The following is a 14,487-nucleotide window of genomic DNA, read 5'->3' as shown; positions in this document are numbered from 1 at the left end:
AAGTGTCGCCCATGGCGGCCGGCCCCGCTTAGTGTTGGGCTGTGCAGAACCAGCAGATCGAGGACCTCGTCGAGTCGCTCGCGCAGACGCTCGGGCGCGGTCTGTCCCTCGAGGATCCCGACGGCGTCCTCCTCGCGTACAGCAGTCACCAGACCTCCGCCGACCGCGTCCGGGTCAATTTCCTGCTGAGCAAGAAGGTGCCGGCGGACGTCAGCGAGTGGCAGTTGCGCCACGGGATCGAACGGGCCGTCCGTGCGGTCGTCGTCCCCGCGAACGATGACCTCGGGATGCTGGGGCGGGTGTGCGTCCCCCTCCTCGTCCGGGGCTTCCGCGTGGGCTATCTGTGGGTGCAGCAGCACTCCAGCGAGGATCCTGCCCCGGTCATCCTTGCCGCCCTGCCGGCGGTCCGGCCGACCATCGACCGCCTCGCCGAACTGCTGCTCGAGACGGACACGGCATCCTCCGAGCGGCGCACACAGCGGGAGGCCACGTTCCTCGCTGCATGCCGCGGCGTCCCCGCAGCGGTGGAGGACCTGCGCGGCTGGCGGGAGCTCGGTGGGCACGGGCCGTGGCGCGTGGCCCTCGTCCACGAGCTGTCGGAGTCGTCGGCCCGCGCCGGGAGGGAGGACCCGCACGAGGCCGCCCTGCTCCAGCGCACCATCGCCCTCCAGGCGACGGTCGGCGTCGAGCCCGTCCTGTTCAGCGCCGGCGCGTCCACCCACTCCGCCCTGTTGTGCGAGGCCAGGGTGGGCCGCAGCGCCCTCCAGCATGTGGTGGACCGGTGCCGCGTCGAGGTGGCCAAGCGGGCGGGACGTCCCGCGGGGCGGTTCGTCCTGGGGCTCAGCGAACCTGCCGCCGACCCACGGGACTTCGCGGACGCATTCCGTCAGGCGCAGCACGCGGCCCAGGCCGACGCGGTGGATCCCCAGCTCGGCGGGGTGTCGGCGTTCGCCGAGATCGGCGTCTACCAGTTCCTCGGCGCCATGGGCTGGCAGTTCCCGGCGCACGGCAGCGTGCGGTTCGACGAACTGTGCGAGGCGGACCGGCTCGGGGAACTCCTGCCGGTGCTCGAACTGCTGTACGACAAGAACGGTTCCGTGCAGGACGTCGCCACTCAACTCCACCTGCACCGCAGCAGCGTCTACAACCGCCTGACGAGGATCCGCTCGATCATCGGCGCGGACCCGCTGGCCGGCATGGTGCGCCTGGAACTGCACCTCGCGCTCAAGGCCCGCAGGTGGCGCTCCAGACCCCGCTTCGAGCAGTCCTAGGATCACCGCCGATCACGGCGACGACGCCGCTACGCCTGGTCGGGCGCAGTCGGCGAGGGGTCCGACGCTGCAGGCTCAGCGGCCGAGGGGGCCGAGCGGCGCAGCTGGCTGCGCAGCCAGTCCTCGACGTCGGCCCGGCGCAGGCGCCGGTGCGATCCGCGGTACTCCACCGGGAGGGTGCCGGCATCGGTGAGCTTGCGCAGGTAGCTGTGGGAGATGCCGGCGAGCTCGGCCGCCTGCGAGGTGGTTAGCAGCTCGGCGACCGACGTCACCTGGACGGCGTCGCCGTCGGACAGGCGGGCGAGGAGGTCGACGACGGCGGCCTGGGCTTCTGCGGGAAGCCGGTGTGCGGTGCCGTCGACGAACACGGTGACGTCGGCGCTGCCACCGAGTGCGCGGCGCAGGGGTGCGGCCTGTTCCGGCGAAAGTGCCGCCGTCGATCTGGGAGCCCTGATGATCATGGGGCCATTGTGCCAGCCGGGCCCGTAATCGGCGTGATTACGTGGGATCCTGGGCTTCCGCATTGAGTAGTAGAGGTCTATTCTCGCCGTATACGTACCCCAAGTACCTGCACCCAGCGTCGGTTGCAGGTACGGAAACGGTGAACCTCATGACAACAATCGATCACGGGCGGAGCCTGCGTACCAGTAGCTCCGCCGTCTCAGCCCCGCTCACTGAAGAAGTTCCCTCCTGCCCCCTGTGCCTCACGGACGACTACCTGATCTTCGAGGAGTTCGTGCCCGCGCGCCAGGCCGACCACTCCACCGAGCTCCTCCCCGCGAGCGCGAGCTACACGTGCTCCGAATGCGGCACCTTCAACGCGCACGCCGTCCCGGCGTCGTGGCGTCCGCCGCAATGGTTCTGGTACAACTGACCGGCCCGCCCCGTCCCGCCGCGGCCCAGCCTCGATAGGGCCGCTTGACCTTTACGCAGCGTCAATTCCTACAGTTGAATCCTCCCGGCGCACCGTGCGGCGGGAGGAGGCGGATGGAGGCGTGCGACGTGGAATACCCGATCACCACGGTGGCTCGGCTTGCCGGGACCACGAGCCGCACGCTGCGCCATTACGGCGATACCGGCCTGCTGCGACCGTCCCGCGTGGGCGCCAACGGGTACCGGTTCTACGACGCCGCGGCACTCGTGAGGCTCCAGCGCATCCTGCTGCTGCGATCCCTCGGACTGCCCATACCGGCCATCCGCGCGGTGCTCGACGACGGCGACGCGGTGGCCCCGGCATCCGCCTTGCGCGCCCACCTCGACCACCTCCGCGGGGAGCAGCAACGGCTCGACCGCCAGATCAGAGCGGTCCTCACGACGGTCGAGGCCCTGGAACGAGGAGAGGAACCCATGCCCGAGAAGATGTTCGACGGATTCGACCACACGCGCTACCGGGAGGAGGTCGAGGAGCGGTGGGGCCACGACGCCTACGCCCAGGGCGATGCCTGGTGGCGCGGACGGACCGACGCGGAGAGGGAGGCGTTCGGCCGGGAGGTCGCGGAGCTCAACGCAGGCTGGACCGACGCAGCGGCCCGGGGTGTCGCACCGACCGGTAGCGAAGCCCAGGAGCTGGCCGGGCGCCACATCGCATGGCTCTCCTCCGTCCCGGGTGTGCCCCGCGACGGAGACGGGGCACTCCTGCCCGAGTACGTCCGGGGACTCGGGGCGATGTACGTCCAGGATCCACGGTTCGCCGTGAACTACGGCGGCCGGGGCGGCGCGGAACTCGTCCGGGACGCGCTCGAGGCCTGGCTCGCTCACTCCGGACGGTGAGCCGGGTGCCGCCAGGATGTGACCCTTCCAGGTGTCACGCCGTACAGGTCACTGATGCCGGACCGTGAGGCTCGAGGAGTGGTCGGCGGCCCAGGAGGCCAGCAGCCGGAGGCGCTCGGCGGAGGGCGATCCGGGTTCCGCCGTGTAGATCATGAAGACCAGCCCGGGCTCGGCGGTGGGCAGCAATTCCTCGTAGGCCAGGGTGAGTTCGCCGACCACGGGGTGGTTGTAGCGCTTGGTCCCGGTCCCGTGCCGCCGTACGTCGTGGGCTCCCCAGAGGGTGCGGAAGGTGTCGCTGCGGGTGGAGAGCTCACCCACCAGGTCCTGCAAAGCACGGTTGTGGGGATCCCTTCCGGCCTCGGCGCGCATGATCGTCACGCACATCGCCGCGAAGGCGTCCCAGTCGGGGTAGAAATCGCGGGATGCGGGGTCGAGGAACTGGAAGCGTGCCAGGTTGGGGACCATTCCGCCGTCGCCGATGAGGGGTGAGTAGAAGGCGCGGCCGAGGGCGTTCGCGGCAAGGAGGTCCTGGCCTTGGTTGCGGACGAAGGCGATGCCGTCCGTGATGGACTCCAGGGCCCAGTAGAGGCTCGGCCGGGCCGGCGGCTTCTTCGGGGTTCGTTGCCGGGGCCGACCGGAGGCGGGGATGCCGTCCGCCGCGTGGGCGAGGTCGAAGAGGTGGGTGCGCTCTGCGTCGTCCAGCTGCAGCGCCCGGGCGAGTGCGTCCAGGACCGAGGAGGACGCGCCGGCGATGGCACCGCGTTCGAGCTTCGCGTAGTACTCGACGCTGACGCCGGCCAGGGTGGCTACCTCGCTGCGGCGGAGCCCGGGCACCCGCCGGTTCAGGCCCGCGATCAGCCCTGCCCCCTCCGGTGTCACCTTCGCGCGCCGCGACATCAGGAATTCGCGGACCTCGGCTCGATTATCCATAGCGCCAAGCGTAGGTCGCCCTTTTCCGCGCTGGGGTGCCCTGTCGGTACATCCCTCGACAGGGACTCCTTCGCGCGTCGGATCGGGGTTTGACTGGATGCAATGACCATCCGGTCACACCAGTCGAAGGAGTACCACCATGCGTGGAGTCATCATGCACGCCCCCGGCGATGTCCGGGTCGAGGACCGCGAGGATCCGACCATCATCGAGCCGACCGACGCGATCATCCGCCTCACCGCCACCTGCATCTGCGGGTCCGACCTGTGGCCCTACCGCGGCATCGAGCCCGTGGACCACACCCTGATGGGCCACGAGTACGTGGGCGTCGTCGAGGAGATCGGCTCCGAGGTGAAGACCCTCGCGGTGGGCGACTTCGTCGTCGGGTCCTTCGTCATCTCCGACAACACGTGCGAGATCTGCCGGGCCGGCTTCCAGTCCAAGTGCGTGCACGCCTCCTTCGTGGCCGGCGGGATCGGCACCCAGGCCCAGAAGGCCCGCATCCCCTACGCCGACGGAACGCTCGTCGCCACGCCGGGCCAGCCGGACGCCGACCTGATCCCCTCATTGCTGGCCGCCTCGGATGTCCTCGGCACGGGCTGGTTCGCGGCCGAGGCCGCCCAGGCCGGCCCGGGCAGGACCGTCGTCGTCGTCGGTGACGGTGCCGTGGGTCTGATGGCCATCCTCGCGGCGCAGCAGCTCGGCGCCGAACGCATCATCGCGATGTCCCGGCACGCAGACCGCCAGGAACTCGCCCGCTTCTACGGGGCCACCGATATCGTCGAGGAGCGCGGCGAGGCGGGCGTGGCGAGGATCAAGGAACTCACCGGCGGCCTCGGCGCCCACTCGGTCATCGAGGCCGTGGGAACGCAGGAGTCCTTCATGCAGGCTGTCGGCGCGACCCGCGGCGGCGGGCACCTCGGCTACGTCGGCGTGAACTACGACGTGCAGATCCCCGGCATGGAACTGTTCTTCGCCGGCATCCACACCCTCGGCGGACCGGCCCCCGTGCGCCGCTACCTGCCCCACCTGATTCAGCTGATCTGGGACCGCACCATCGATCCGGGCAAGGTCTTCGACCTCACCCTGCCCCTCGAGGACGCCGCGGAAGGTTACCGAGCCATGGCAGAACGCCGCGCCACGAAGGTCCTGCTGACCCTCGACTGATGCTACGTTCACCGGACGAGCGCCGATCGACCCAGCCGTAGGAGGACCACCATGGATATTCGCTTCACACACTGCAGGGCCCTCGTCGTGGCCGGTCTCAGCATTGCGGCGCTCATCACCTCCTGCGGCGGAACCGGCGACGCGAACCAGCCGGGACCGCAGGGCGCAACGCCGTCGCAGGGCAGAGCGGCGGCGATTGCCGAGCCCGTCACCGTCGTCTCGGGTCTCGACGCCCCGTGGTCGGTGGTGTTCCCCGACGGGGCGACACTCGTCAGTGAGCGGGACAGCGCCAGGATCCTCGAGGTTCTCGATGACGGTTCGACCCGTGGCATCGGGACCGTCGAGGGCGTCGCCGGAGCGGGGGAGGGTGGCCTGCTCGGGTTGGCGGTCGACGACGAGCAGCGGCTCTATGTCTACTCCACGGCCGCGGACGGCAACCGCATCCAGCGCTTCACTCTCGTCGGGGATCCGGGAGGCCTTGAGCTGGGGCAGGCGGAGACACTGCTCGACGGTATCCCTGCGGCGAACTACCACGACGGCGGCCGTCTCGCCTTCGGCCCCGACGGGATGCTGTACGCCACGACCGGCGACGCCGGCCAACGCGACACCGCCCAGGACCGCACCTCCCTCGCAGGAAAGATCCTGCGCATGACCCCTGACGGGGACGTCCCGGACGACAACCCGTTCCCCGGCTCCCTCACCTACAGCTACGGGCATCGCAACCCCCAGGGCCTGGCCTGGTCGGACGACGGCACGATGTTCGCCACGGAGTTCGGGCAGAACACCTGGGACGAACTCAACATCATCACGCCCGGTGCCAATTACGGTTGGCCCGTCGTCGAAGGCATCGCCGGCTCGGAAGGGTTCGCCGATCCCGTCCAGCAATGGGACCCGAAGGCTGCCAGCCCCAGTGGCATGGCCCACCGTGACGGCACCCTGTACATCGCCAACCTTCGCGGTCAGGTGCTGCGCACCGTGCCGGCAGCCGACCCCGGGCGATCCGTGGACTACTTCACCGGAGACTACGGCAGGCTCCGCGACGTCGCCGTCGGTCCCGACGGCGACGTGTGGATCCTCACCAGCAACACCGACGGACGCGGGGAGCCCTTCAAGGCGGACGACCAGCTCCTCCGCCTGCCCGTCCAAGCCCCGTGACGGTCACCCTCCTGCACATCGGCCGACCGCCAAGTGGCCATGAGTTCGCCGACCGACAACGCCCATCGGGCAGGGTGGCTTCTTTTTCGATGCTCGGTCGCTGCACGGTCAGCGGCTGTGTCGAGGCTCTATTCGGGCTCTGTTGCGACGGGTGAGGTCTTCCGGCCCGACTCGATGACTGCCGGTGGCTTGGTCCAGAACTTGCGGTCGAAGACCAGGAGGCCCAAGGCGACCAGGCACCAAACCAGGCTGTAGAGCCACATCATCCGGGTCGTGTCGTCCAGGGTCCGCCACAGAGTGCTCGTTTCGATCGTGCCTTCGGTCGCGTGAGCGATCAAGGTGATCAGTGAGCTGCCGGAGGCGTGGTTGAACAACCACGCGTACCAGAATGTCACCGCGACCGTGGCGGCGGCCTCAACCGGACTCGACCCGAACTGCGGCATCAGGAAGAACGGGATATGCCAAACGGTGACGCCGACGGCCATCAGCACGGTCGCGGCAAGCGGGGTGCGGGTAGCCTGCAGCTTCGGCTGAGCCCAGCCGCGGAAGCTCGACTCCTCCGGTAACTGCGCGTTGAGGGGATTGACGATGTTGATCGCCATTGCCATCGGCAGGCTGTACCAGACACTGAATTCCGCGATCTCCGCAACCGGGGCGCCCAACGTGACGTTGAGGCCGATGGACGCGAACTTGACCGCCAACGGCACGACGATCGCAATGGCGTACCAGACCCAGCGGACGCGCCAGCGGATCAACCGTGACCCCATCGCCTTCAACCCGTCGACGCCCTCGGTCAGGGATACGACGATCAAGGCCGCGACCAAGACACCGGGGGCGAAAAAGCTCTGCCAGGGAATAGCACCCCAGCAGAGGACGTAGGCGAGGAGGAAGAAGGTGAGGACGGGATGTCGCCGAATGACGGACATGATAGACCTTTCGATTCTTGGGCCGCTGGCGACCTGATCTCACAATCGCGGAATCGAGTGATGCAGCCCAGACATTGCCGCCCAGTAGGGACGATCGGTCTCGCCGACAGCCCGCCTTACTCACCTACACCAGTGAGGCGGGTCGTCGACGCCAAGCCGCACAGGCATGTTAACTGGTTCGTCTTCTTCGGTAAACCTCAGGTCCCCAATTGATTCCCTGTCAGGTCGTGGCCGGCCAGGGGAGTGCCTGGTCACCGGTAGGCAAGGCCTGCTGCGCCGGAGTGTACAGACGCCACACCCTCAGAAAGTGCGATGCGTGGGGTGCGTGGCCGCCGCGGCCAGCTCCGACAGCCGATGGGCCCGCGCCGATTCGGCGGCCGTGAAGGGCTCCCCGGCCCGGGAGAAGACCAGCGGTTCCCCGGCAGGGGAAGGGATCTTGAGCACCTCGGATCCTTCGACGAACGACCTGACGGTCGGCGACGGCGCCAGCACGGGTTCGGCCCTGAGGAGTTCGGCGACGGCGTAGCGCAGTTCCACGGGGTCCTGCGCGACCCGGCAGGCGAGCGAGAGCGCCTTCGTCTGCCCGTCGGCGAGAGCCAGAGCCGTCGACGGCCAGACGCGGGCCGATGGGCTGCCACCAGCGGTGAAGGCCCGGATGAGGTCCTGCTCGCCGACGCCTGCGGGTGCGGCGAGGACGAACTCGTCGACACTGGCCTGTGCGCCGGGGTGGATGTGCAGCGACAGGATATTCACGCCACGACGGGCCAACTGGTGGGAGATACGCTCCAAAGCGCCCGGGCTGTCCTTGACCAGGACGCGGGCCCGCCAAAGATCGGTCGCCGTGTCGAGGCGCTTGCGCTGTCTCAGGGCCGGCGCGTGGAGCCAGGCCCGGAGGAACCTCATGACGGAGGGCTCCGCCACCCAAATCACCAGTGCGGTCGCGGTGAGCGCGAGGATGAGGACCTTGAGCGGATAGCTGAGGTGCGTCTGGACGACGACGGCATGGACAACCAGTTCGATGGGCAGCATCACGGCGACATTGGCCACCGTCAGCCGGACCTTCCCTGGCTCGGGCAGCTGCCCGCAGGAATCGCACCGAAGCGACGCGGCCGTGGAACCAGTAGAACGTGTCATGGCTCAAGCGTGGGACGCGCCCGTTTCCACGGCGTTGCCGGCCTGTTCCACGACGAACAACTTGACGGACGGAAGAGGTGGATCGGCAGGCCGTGGTTATCGGATTCCGTCCGGAGTAGAAGTAGAAGTGGGAATACGGGTGAGGCTGGATGTGAGTCGGGCCTTATGACGAGGAGGGTGAAGGTGATGGATCGGGAAGGATTGGGTGCGTTCCTGCGGTATCGGCGGGAATCGTTGCAGCCGGAGGACGTCGGGCTTCTGCGTGGTCAGCGCAGGCGGACCCATGGTCTTCGCCGAGAGGAGGTGGCTGCGCTGTGCCACATGTCGGCCGACTACTACGCCAGGCTGGAACGCGGCACAGGTCCGCGCCCATCGGAGCAGATGATCTCCTCCATCGCCCAGGGGCTGCACCTGACGCTGGGGGAGCGCGATCATCTCTTCCGCCTCGCCGGTCACAACCCACCAGGGCGGGGAGCTGCAAGTGATTTTGTCAGTCCCGGGCTGCTGCGAATCCTCGACCGGCTGACCGATACGCCTGCGGAGGTTATCAATGAGGTGGGCGAGACCCTGCGGCAAAGCCCGCTCGGAATGACCCTTCTCGGCGACGCGTCCAAGCGAGCCGGGCCGGGTCGAAGCATCGGCTATCGGTGGTTCACCGACCCTACCGCCAGGGAAGCGTACCCACCCGCGGAGCGTGAGCAACTATCACGGGTATATGCATCCGGACTGCGCCAGCTCATCGCGCTCAGAGGGTCGACCTCGCGGGCGGCCGGGCTCGCCGCGCTACTGCAGGACAACGAGGCCTTCCGCCGTGTCTGGGACACCCAGGAAGTGGGCGTCCAACCACCGGAGATCAAAAGGTTCATCCACCCGTCAGTAGGCCGGCTGGACCTGAATTGCCAGACCTTGCTCGATCCGGATCAGTCTCATCGGTTGCTGGTTTACACGGCCGTGCCCGGCAGCGACAGCCACGAAAAGCTTCAACTCCTTACTGTCATCGGCACACACGTCACCGTGTCCTGAGCCGCCCCACGAGATCCAGGCTGCAGGTGTCCGGGTGGTAGGGGTGGATCCGGTAGCCGTGGATCGACAGGTCCTAGCTGCAGTGCGGCAAGCGGTGAAGCATGAAGTCAGGCACCGATCCGGTGACTGTCGACACTTGAGCAAAGGAACCACTGATGCCACGCGTATACGATCTCTCCGTTCCCGATCTGAGCGGGAAACTTGCCGTCGTTACTGGTGCGAGCGACGGGATCGGCACCATTATCGCCACCAGGTTGGCTCGGGCCGGCGCCGAAGTCATCATGCCTGTGCGGAACCGGGACAAAGGCGACACCGCAGTGCAGCGCATCCGCCTCGCCATCCAGGGCGCAAAGGTGAGCACCCGATCCTTGGACCTGTCCTCGCTGGACTCAGTAGCGTCCCTCGGAGCCACACTCGCGTCCGAGGGACGCCCCATCAATATCCTGATCAACAATGCAGGCGTCATGCGCCCGCCCACACGTCAGATGACCCGGGACGGGTTCGAGCTGCAATGGGGGACGAACCATCTGGGCCATTTCGCCCTCACCCTGGGCCTGCTACCACTCCTGCGCGAGGGCCGGGCGCGCATCACCCATCAGACCAGCGTCGCCGCCCGTAAGGGCGCGATGAACTGGGACGACCTGAACTACGAGCAGAGCTACGACGTCATGAAGGCCTACACCGGGTCGAAGGTCGCCGTGGGCCTCTTCGCACGGGAACTCGAGGCCAGGAGCCGAGCCAACGGGTGGGGTATCAGCAGCAATCTTTCACACCCAGGAATCTCACCCACCAACCTCCTGGCCGCACAGCCTGCCATGGGCCGCGACCGGATCCCCCCGGAGCGCCGCCTTATCGGGCTCCTCGCACAAATCGGCCTTGCAGGCAGCCCGCAGAACGCGGCACTGCCCGCGCTCATGGCAGCCACCGATCCCGACTACGGGGGCGACTACTTCTTCGGACCCAGGCGCACTGCCGGTGGGCCCCCAGTAATCCAGGAGTACTGGGCACCGTTACGCGACCTGGACGACGCACACCGCCTCTGGGACGTATCCGAACACCTCATCACAGCCCATGCACCGCACTGACCTGACCCTACGACCCGCGCTGCCCGTCCCGGAGGCGACCTTGGTGAGAAGTGGCGACGAAGATGGATGGTCGTGCGTTACGAAGACGAAGCGACTCGCCGATAATCGATATCTCGTGCCAGGAGCATCCCGGGGCCTCGCTCAGGGTGTGATGTCGAACTCGGCCTTCGGTTGGGATCAGCGTGGCTTGTAGATGCTGGAGCGGTGTTCTATGCGGAGTACGTCCAGGACGTGCTCTTCGACATCGACCGTGAACAGCACCCGGTAGTCACCACGGCGCGCGGTGCGCAGTCCCAAAAGCTCGTTCGTGAGGGGCTTGCTGAGCTTGCGGGGGTTGTCGGCTAGAGCCCCGGTGACGAACTCGACGATCGCGGCAGCGGCCTTTTCTGGTAGCTGGCGGAATCCCTTCAGCGCGGGACTGGTGACTTCGACCCTCCACGGACCCGGATCATCCGGTGGTGTTCCACTCACTTCGGTGGCAGCCCGAATTCGCGGCGCAGGTCATCGCCACTGACTGTTGTGCCTTCGGCAATGTCGTGCCTGGCTTGCGCCAGGTCCTCCCGGATGCCGGGCTGCGACAGCCAATGGATGGTTTCCTGCAGGGACTCCAAATCATCGGCGGACATCAGAACTGCCGACGGATGCCCGTGACGGGTGATCTGGATGATCTCGTGGGTCCTGTCCGCTTCGTCGACCAGGGCTGAAAGCTTGTCTTTCGCTTCACTCAGGGGAACCGCCTTCATGCCATGATTCTAGCCTGAAGTAGGGCTAGTAAATGGCCGAATAATTAGCCACCGACCTGCGTTGTGTCAGCTCGAGCCCGCGCTGGTCTTAGGCAGTTGACGCCCTCAACACGAAGGGGGCGAGCTCCCGGTACGGATATACAGGGAGCTCGCCCCTCAGGCGTTATGTAGACCTTCGGCACAACTGTCGCGCCGCCCCTTTGGCTGGTGCTACTTGCGTGCCTTCGCGATCACGACGGTCTGCTTTGTCGTCTCGGTCGTGCCCTTGCTGTTGGTCAGCTCTCCTGTGTACACGTACTTGCCCGGGGCCCGGTTGGTGATCTCCACGGTCGCGCTCTGCGGCTGCGGGGTATTCCAGGTGAGCTTCCGGGTGTGGACTAGTTCACCGTTTTCGTACAGGTTGAAGGTGCTGCCGTTCTCGCCATCTGTCAGATTCATGTTCACGGTGTAGTTGCCGTCGTGGGGCCCCTTGTCCTTGCCGTGGTCGATGGAGAGCTTGCCCTTGCCGGGGGCCGTGGTGGCTTTGTCTTCAGCTTTCGGGGGCACGACTCCATGCCACATAGCCGGCGTGAGCGGTGTGATGGTCAGGCTTTCGAGCGTGGCCGACCCGCCCCGGGAGAAAAGGCCGATTTGGTTGGCGCCGGCATTCGGGAACACCTGGTCGGTGATGGTGGTGAGACCCTCATTGGCGAAGACCTCGACGGATGCTCGATCGACGTAGACACGTATGGCGATGCGTCCGTCTTCCAAGGGCACAGGTGCATCTTCGACGGAGGAGAACGCTGGGTGGAAGTCTTCGTTGCCGGAGTTGGTCCTGTCGACGAACAGTTTGCTGGTTCCCGCGTCGTAGCCGATCTTCGTGGTTTCGGTGCCATCGCCGAGGACGCTGAGGCCGAAGGACTCGGCGTCGCCGGGGGAAAAGACGGCATCGAGCTGCACGACGTCACCTGTCACCGGGAGGGTCTCGGTGCCCTCTGCAATCTTTTGCGGGCCAGTGCTGTAGGCGGCGTCGTCTTCGCGGAGGATGTCGATTTGATCGACGACCTTCTGCACGAGGCGGGGCCCGTCTGCGGTTTCGGTGAGGCTGACTTCTCGGGGCAGTGCCATGGAGCTGCGCCAGGTGCTGGTGGGGATGTCGTTGGCGTAGTCCCAGTTGCTCATCCAGCCGAGCATGATCCTTTTGTTGTCGGGGACGTTGCTGAAGGAGACGGCGGCGTAATAGTCCTTGCCCCAGTCGAGCCAGTCATAGTTCTCGAGGCGGGATGTAGCGGGGGTGTCGGAGAACATGAACTCGTCGGCGAGGATATGGCCCCAGCCTCCGCGGTTGTTGTCGACGACGGTGATGCTGGCTTCGCGGCCTTCGAATTCGCTGACATTCCAGGTGGTCCAGTCGAGGGTCTCGCTGTTGTTGCCGGTGGAGGTTCGGACTACTTGTCCGTCGACGACGAGGTTGACGGAAGTCTCATCGCTCCGGGTTAGGGCGGGTTCATCGCCGAGGACGACGTGGTCGAAGGTGAGGTGCCCCCACCCTCCTGAGGTGTTGTCGACGATTCGAAGGGTGGCCTGCTTGCCCGTGTGGGCGCTGACGTCCCAGTTCTCCCAGTTGAGCGATCCGGAGTTTCTCCCTGTAGCGGTTCGGACGACTTGCCCGTCGATGACGAGTTCGGCTTGGAGCGTTCCATCGGTACGTCGTCCGCCGCCGATCAGGAAGCTCAGGTTCGGCTTGTCGATGGTGAATTCTGGGGAGGTGAGGGTGCCGGTGTTGTTGTCGCCATTGGGTCCGGCTTCGAAGGTGTTGATGCGGCCGGTACCGATGGAGTTCTCACCACCTGAGGTGGATGGGTTGCGGGCGGCTTCGAAGTCCCCGCCGAGGGTCCACCCTTGATCGGTCAGGGTGCCCTGGTCGTACTCGAAGCCGTTGAAGAGGAGGGTCCCGGGTGCTGGGGTGTTCTCGAGCTGGCCGCCGGGGACGTGGGGGTGATTGCCGCCTCCGACCAGGAAGTTGAGGTGGTCGTGGCTGCCGACGGTGAAGGTGGGGGACTCGATGGTCCCGACGGGCCAGTCGCCGTCGTTGAAGCCGTTGATCAGCCCTGCCCCGCTGTACCCGGAAACAGTCATCTGGCCCGGGAGCGCGCCTGTAGCCGGGGTGCCGGACCAGGGTCCGTTCTTCCAGTTACCTGGTTCGTTGTTGACGGTCCAGCCGTTGTACGTTCCGTCGTTGAAGCCCGCGAACGTCGTGCCTTCGGGCATGGAGTCAACGGGTTCCGTTGTATCCGAGGTGAAGGTGGTGCCGTCGAAGTCGCCGACGAAGTATTGGCCGCCGCTTCCTCCTGCAACAGCCCCCGGGTTGAGGTTGACGATCATGACCCATTTGATGTTGTTGGGATCCCCGTCTACCGCGATCGGAAACAGGTCCGGGCATTCCCAGATACCTGCGGTGGAGTTGGCGGGTCCGAAGTCGCTGAGGTGCGTCCAGTCCTTGAGGTTGTCGCTCTTGTAGAGGACAACTTTGTGGTCGGTGGCTTCGACGGTGGTCATCACCCAGTACGAACCTGCCGGCCCGTCGTAGCGGAAGACTTTCGGGTCCCTGAAGTTGGCCGAGTTCCGGTCGAGGACCGGGTTTCCCTCGTACTTGGTCCAGGTCTGGCCTTCGTCGGTGCTGTAGGCGAGGGACTGAGCCTGCTTGCCGGCGTGGGTCGGGTGCGCACCGGTGTAGGCGCTGGTGTAGACGGCGACCAGTGGGGGGTTCTCTGCCGTGCCGAAGCCCGACGAGTTGGTCTCGTCGACCACGATCGATCCCGAGAAGATGTCCTCGATCGATACGCCCTCGGCATTGACGGTTTGAGCGATCGCCAGGGGCTGTTCTTCCCATTGGAGAAGATCGGTGGAGGTCGCGTGGCCCCAGCTCATGTTGCCCCACGTCGTACCGAAGGGGTTGTGCTGGAAGAACAGGTGGTACTTGCCTTGGTAATACACCATCCCGTTGGGATCGTTCATCCAGTTCTTCTCGGGGGTGAAGTGAATGAACGGCCGATATTGCTGCGTCGCGGGATCGACGGATGCTTCTTCGGCCAATGCGGGGCCGCTGGCGGCGAGGAGCGAGGCCGCCAACGCGGCGATCACTCCCGCTGTGAGTGTGCGGCTGCGGGTTCCGGACTTCATAATCTGGTACGCCCTTCATTGCGCGTCAGGAATTCTGACAACGTTGTCAATTGGTGAGTGTGATGCTACGCACTGTCCGCTGGACAATTCAAGGAGGTGCAGTTCCGGGTTTCGAACGGCCGA

At 66.3% G+C, this 14,487-nt stretch carries 14 protein-coding genes; 7 read left to right on the top strand and 7 right to left on the bottom strand.

Annotated elements, in window-relative coordinates; all coding sequences use genetic code 11:
* Window positions 1–41 precede the first annotated feature (41 nt).
* A complete protein-coding gene (locus tag AC4D2F_RS09745; protein WP_104167726.1) occupies window positions 42–1,271 on the top strand; it encodes a PucR family transcriptional regulator in 1,230 nt (409 codons plus the stop codon).
* A gap of 29 nt (window positions 1,272–1,300) precedes the next feature.
* Here AC4D2F_RS09745 and AC4D2F_RS09740 read toward each other — a convergent pair whose 3' ends face one another.
* The gene (locus tag AC4D2F_RS09740) at window positions 1,301–1,732 is read right to left on the bottom strand and encodes a helix-turn-helix domain-containing protein (RefSeq protein ID WP_490910356.1); all 432 of its coding nucleotides are present in this window, start codon (window positions 1,730–1,732) and stop codon (window positions 1,301–1,303) included.
* A 149-nt stretch (window positions 1,733–1,881) separates the two neighbouring features.
* Between AC4D2F_RS09740 and AC4D2F_RS09735 the strand changes: the two genes are divergently transcribed.
* Both AC4D2F_RS09735 and AC4D2F_RS09730 read left to right on the top strand, forming a co-directional pair.
* Window positions 1,882–2,145 (top strand): hypothetical protein, encoded by a 264-nt coding sequence (locus AC4D2F_RS09735; protein ID WP_104167728.1) that lies wholly within the window; start codon window positions 1,882–1,884, stop codon window positions 2,143–2,145.
* A gap of 128 nt (window positions 2,146–2,273) precedes the next feature.
* Window positions 2,274–3,041: a MerR family transcriptional regulator gene (locus AC4D2F_RS09730; RefSeq protein ID WP_490910355.1), complete on the top strand. Its 768-nt coding sequence runs from the start codon at window positions 2,274–2,276 to the stop codon at window positions 3,039–3,041.
* A 48-nt stretch (window positions 3,042–3,089) separates the two neighbouring features.
* Here the strand turns inward: AC4D2F_RS09730 and AC4D2F_RS09725 are convergent, their stop codons facing one another.
* Window positions 3,090–3,971, bottom strand: a complete 882-nt coding sequence (locus tag AC4D2F_RS09725) for a helix-turn-helix transcriptional regulator (RefSeq protein ID WP_490910354.1) — start codon at window positions 3,969–3,971, stop codon at window positions 3,090–3,092.
* A 139-nt stretch (window positions 3,972–4,110) separates the two neighbouring features.
* On the opposite strand from AC4D2F_RS09725, the gene AC4D2F_RS09720 reads away from it, so the two are divergent.
* Together AC4D2F_RS09720 and AC4D2F_RS09715 are read left to right on the top strand one after the other, a co-directional pair.
* On the top strand, window positions 4,111–5,136 hold the full coding sequence (locus AC4D2F_RS09720) for a zinc-dependent alcohol dehydrogenase family protein (protein WP_490910353.1): 1,026 nt from the start codon (window positions 4,111–4,113) through the stop codon (window positions 5,134–5,136).
* A gap of 51 nt (window positions 5,137–5,187) precedes the next feature.
* Window positions 5,188–6,291, top strand: coding sequence for a PQQ-dependent sugar dehydrogenase (locus tag AC4D2F_RS09715; protein WP_490910352.1), 1,104 nt, complete (start codon window positions 5,188–5,190; stop codon window positions 6,289–6,291).
* A gap of 128 nt (window positions 6,292–6,419) precedes the next feature.
* On the opposite strand, the gene AC4D2F_RS09710 is transcribed toward AC4D2F_RS09715, so the two are convergent.
* Entirely contained in the window at window positions 6,420–7,217 is a 798-nt protein-coding gene (locus AC4D2F_RS09710; RefSeq protein WP_490910351.1) for a CPBP family glutamic-type intramembrane protease, read from the bottom strand.
* Between the two features lie 300 nt (window positions 7,218–7,517).
* Window positions 7,518–8,351, bottom strand: coding sequence for an amino acid-binding protein (locus AC4D2F_RS09705; protein WP_490910350.1), 834 nt, complete (start codon window positions 8,349–8,351; stop codon window positions 7,518–7,520).
* 183 nt (window positions 8,352–8,534) lie between these two features.
* Between AC4D2F_RS09705 and AC4D2F_RS09700 the strand changes: the two genes are divergently transcribed.
* Both AC4D2F_RS09700 and AC4D2F_RS09695 read left to right on the top strand, forming a co-directional pair.
* Window positions 8,535–9,374, top strand: coding sequence for a helix-turn-helix transcriptional regulator (locus tag AC4D2F_RS09700; protein ID WP_490910543.1), 840 nt, complete (start codon window positions 8,535–8,537; stop codon window positions 9,372–9,374).
* 155 nt (window positions 9,375–9,529) lie between these two features.
* Window positions 9,530–10,459: an SDR family oxidoreductase gene (locus AC4D2F_RS09695; protein ID WP_490910349.1), complete on the top strand. Its 930-nt coding sequence runs from the start codon at window positions 9,530–9,532 to the stop codon at window positions 10,457–10,459.
* Between the two features lie 177 nt (window positions 10,460–10,636).
* Here the strand turns inward: AC4D2F_RS09695 and AC4D2F_RS09690 are convergent, their stop codons facing one another.
* The 3 genes from AC4D2F_RS09690 to AC4D2F_RS09680 all read right to left on the bottom strand — a co-directional run bounded on the left by AC4D2F_RS09690 (window position 10,637) and on the right by AC4D2F_RS09680 (window position 14,364).
* Window positions 10,637–10,930 carry a type II toxin-antitoxin system RelE family toxin gene (locus tag AC4D2F_RS09690; RefSeq protein WP_490910348.1) on the bottom strand — a complete coding sequence of 98 codons (294 nt, stop codon included), beginning with the start codon at window positions 10,928–10,930 and terminating at the stop codon, window positions 10,637–10,639.
* On the bottom strand, window positions 10,927–11,202 hold the full coding sequence (locus AC4D2F_RS09685) for a type II toxin-antitoxin system Phd/YefM family antitoxin (protein ID WP_490910347.1): 276 nt from the start codon (window positions 11,200–11,202) through the stop codon (window positions 10,927–10,929). The genes AC4D2F_RS09690 and AC4D2F_RS09685 overlap by 4 nt, the downstream gene beginning before the upstream one ends.
* A gap of 210 nt (window positions 11,203–11,412) precedes the next feature.
* Window positions 11,413–14,364 carry a GH32 C-terminal domain-containing protein gene (locus tag AC4D2F_RS09680; protein WP_490910346.1) on the bottom strand — a complete coding sequence of 984 codons (2,952 nt, stop codon included), beginning with the start codon at window positions 14,362–14,364 and terminating at the stop codon, window positions 11,413–11,415.
* Between the last annotated feature and the right edge of the window lie 123 nt (window positions 14,365–14,487).

It is taken from the genome of Arthrobacter sp. TJ-263 (assembly GCF_058269155.1).
This window is presented reverse-complemented; position numbering and strand designations above follow the sequence as displayed.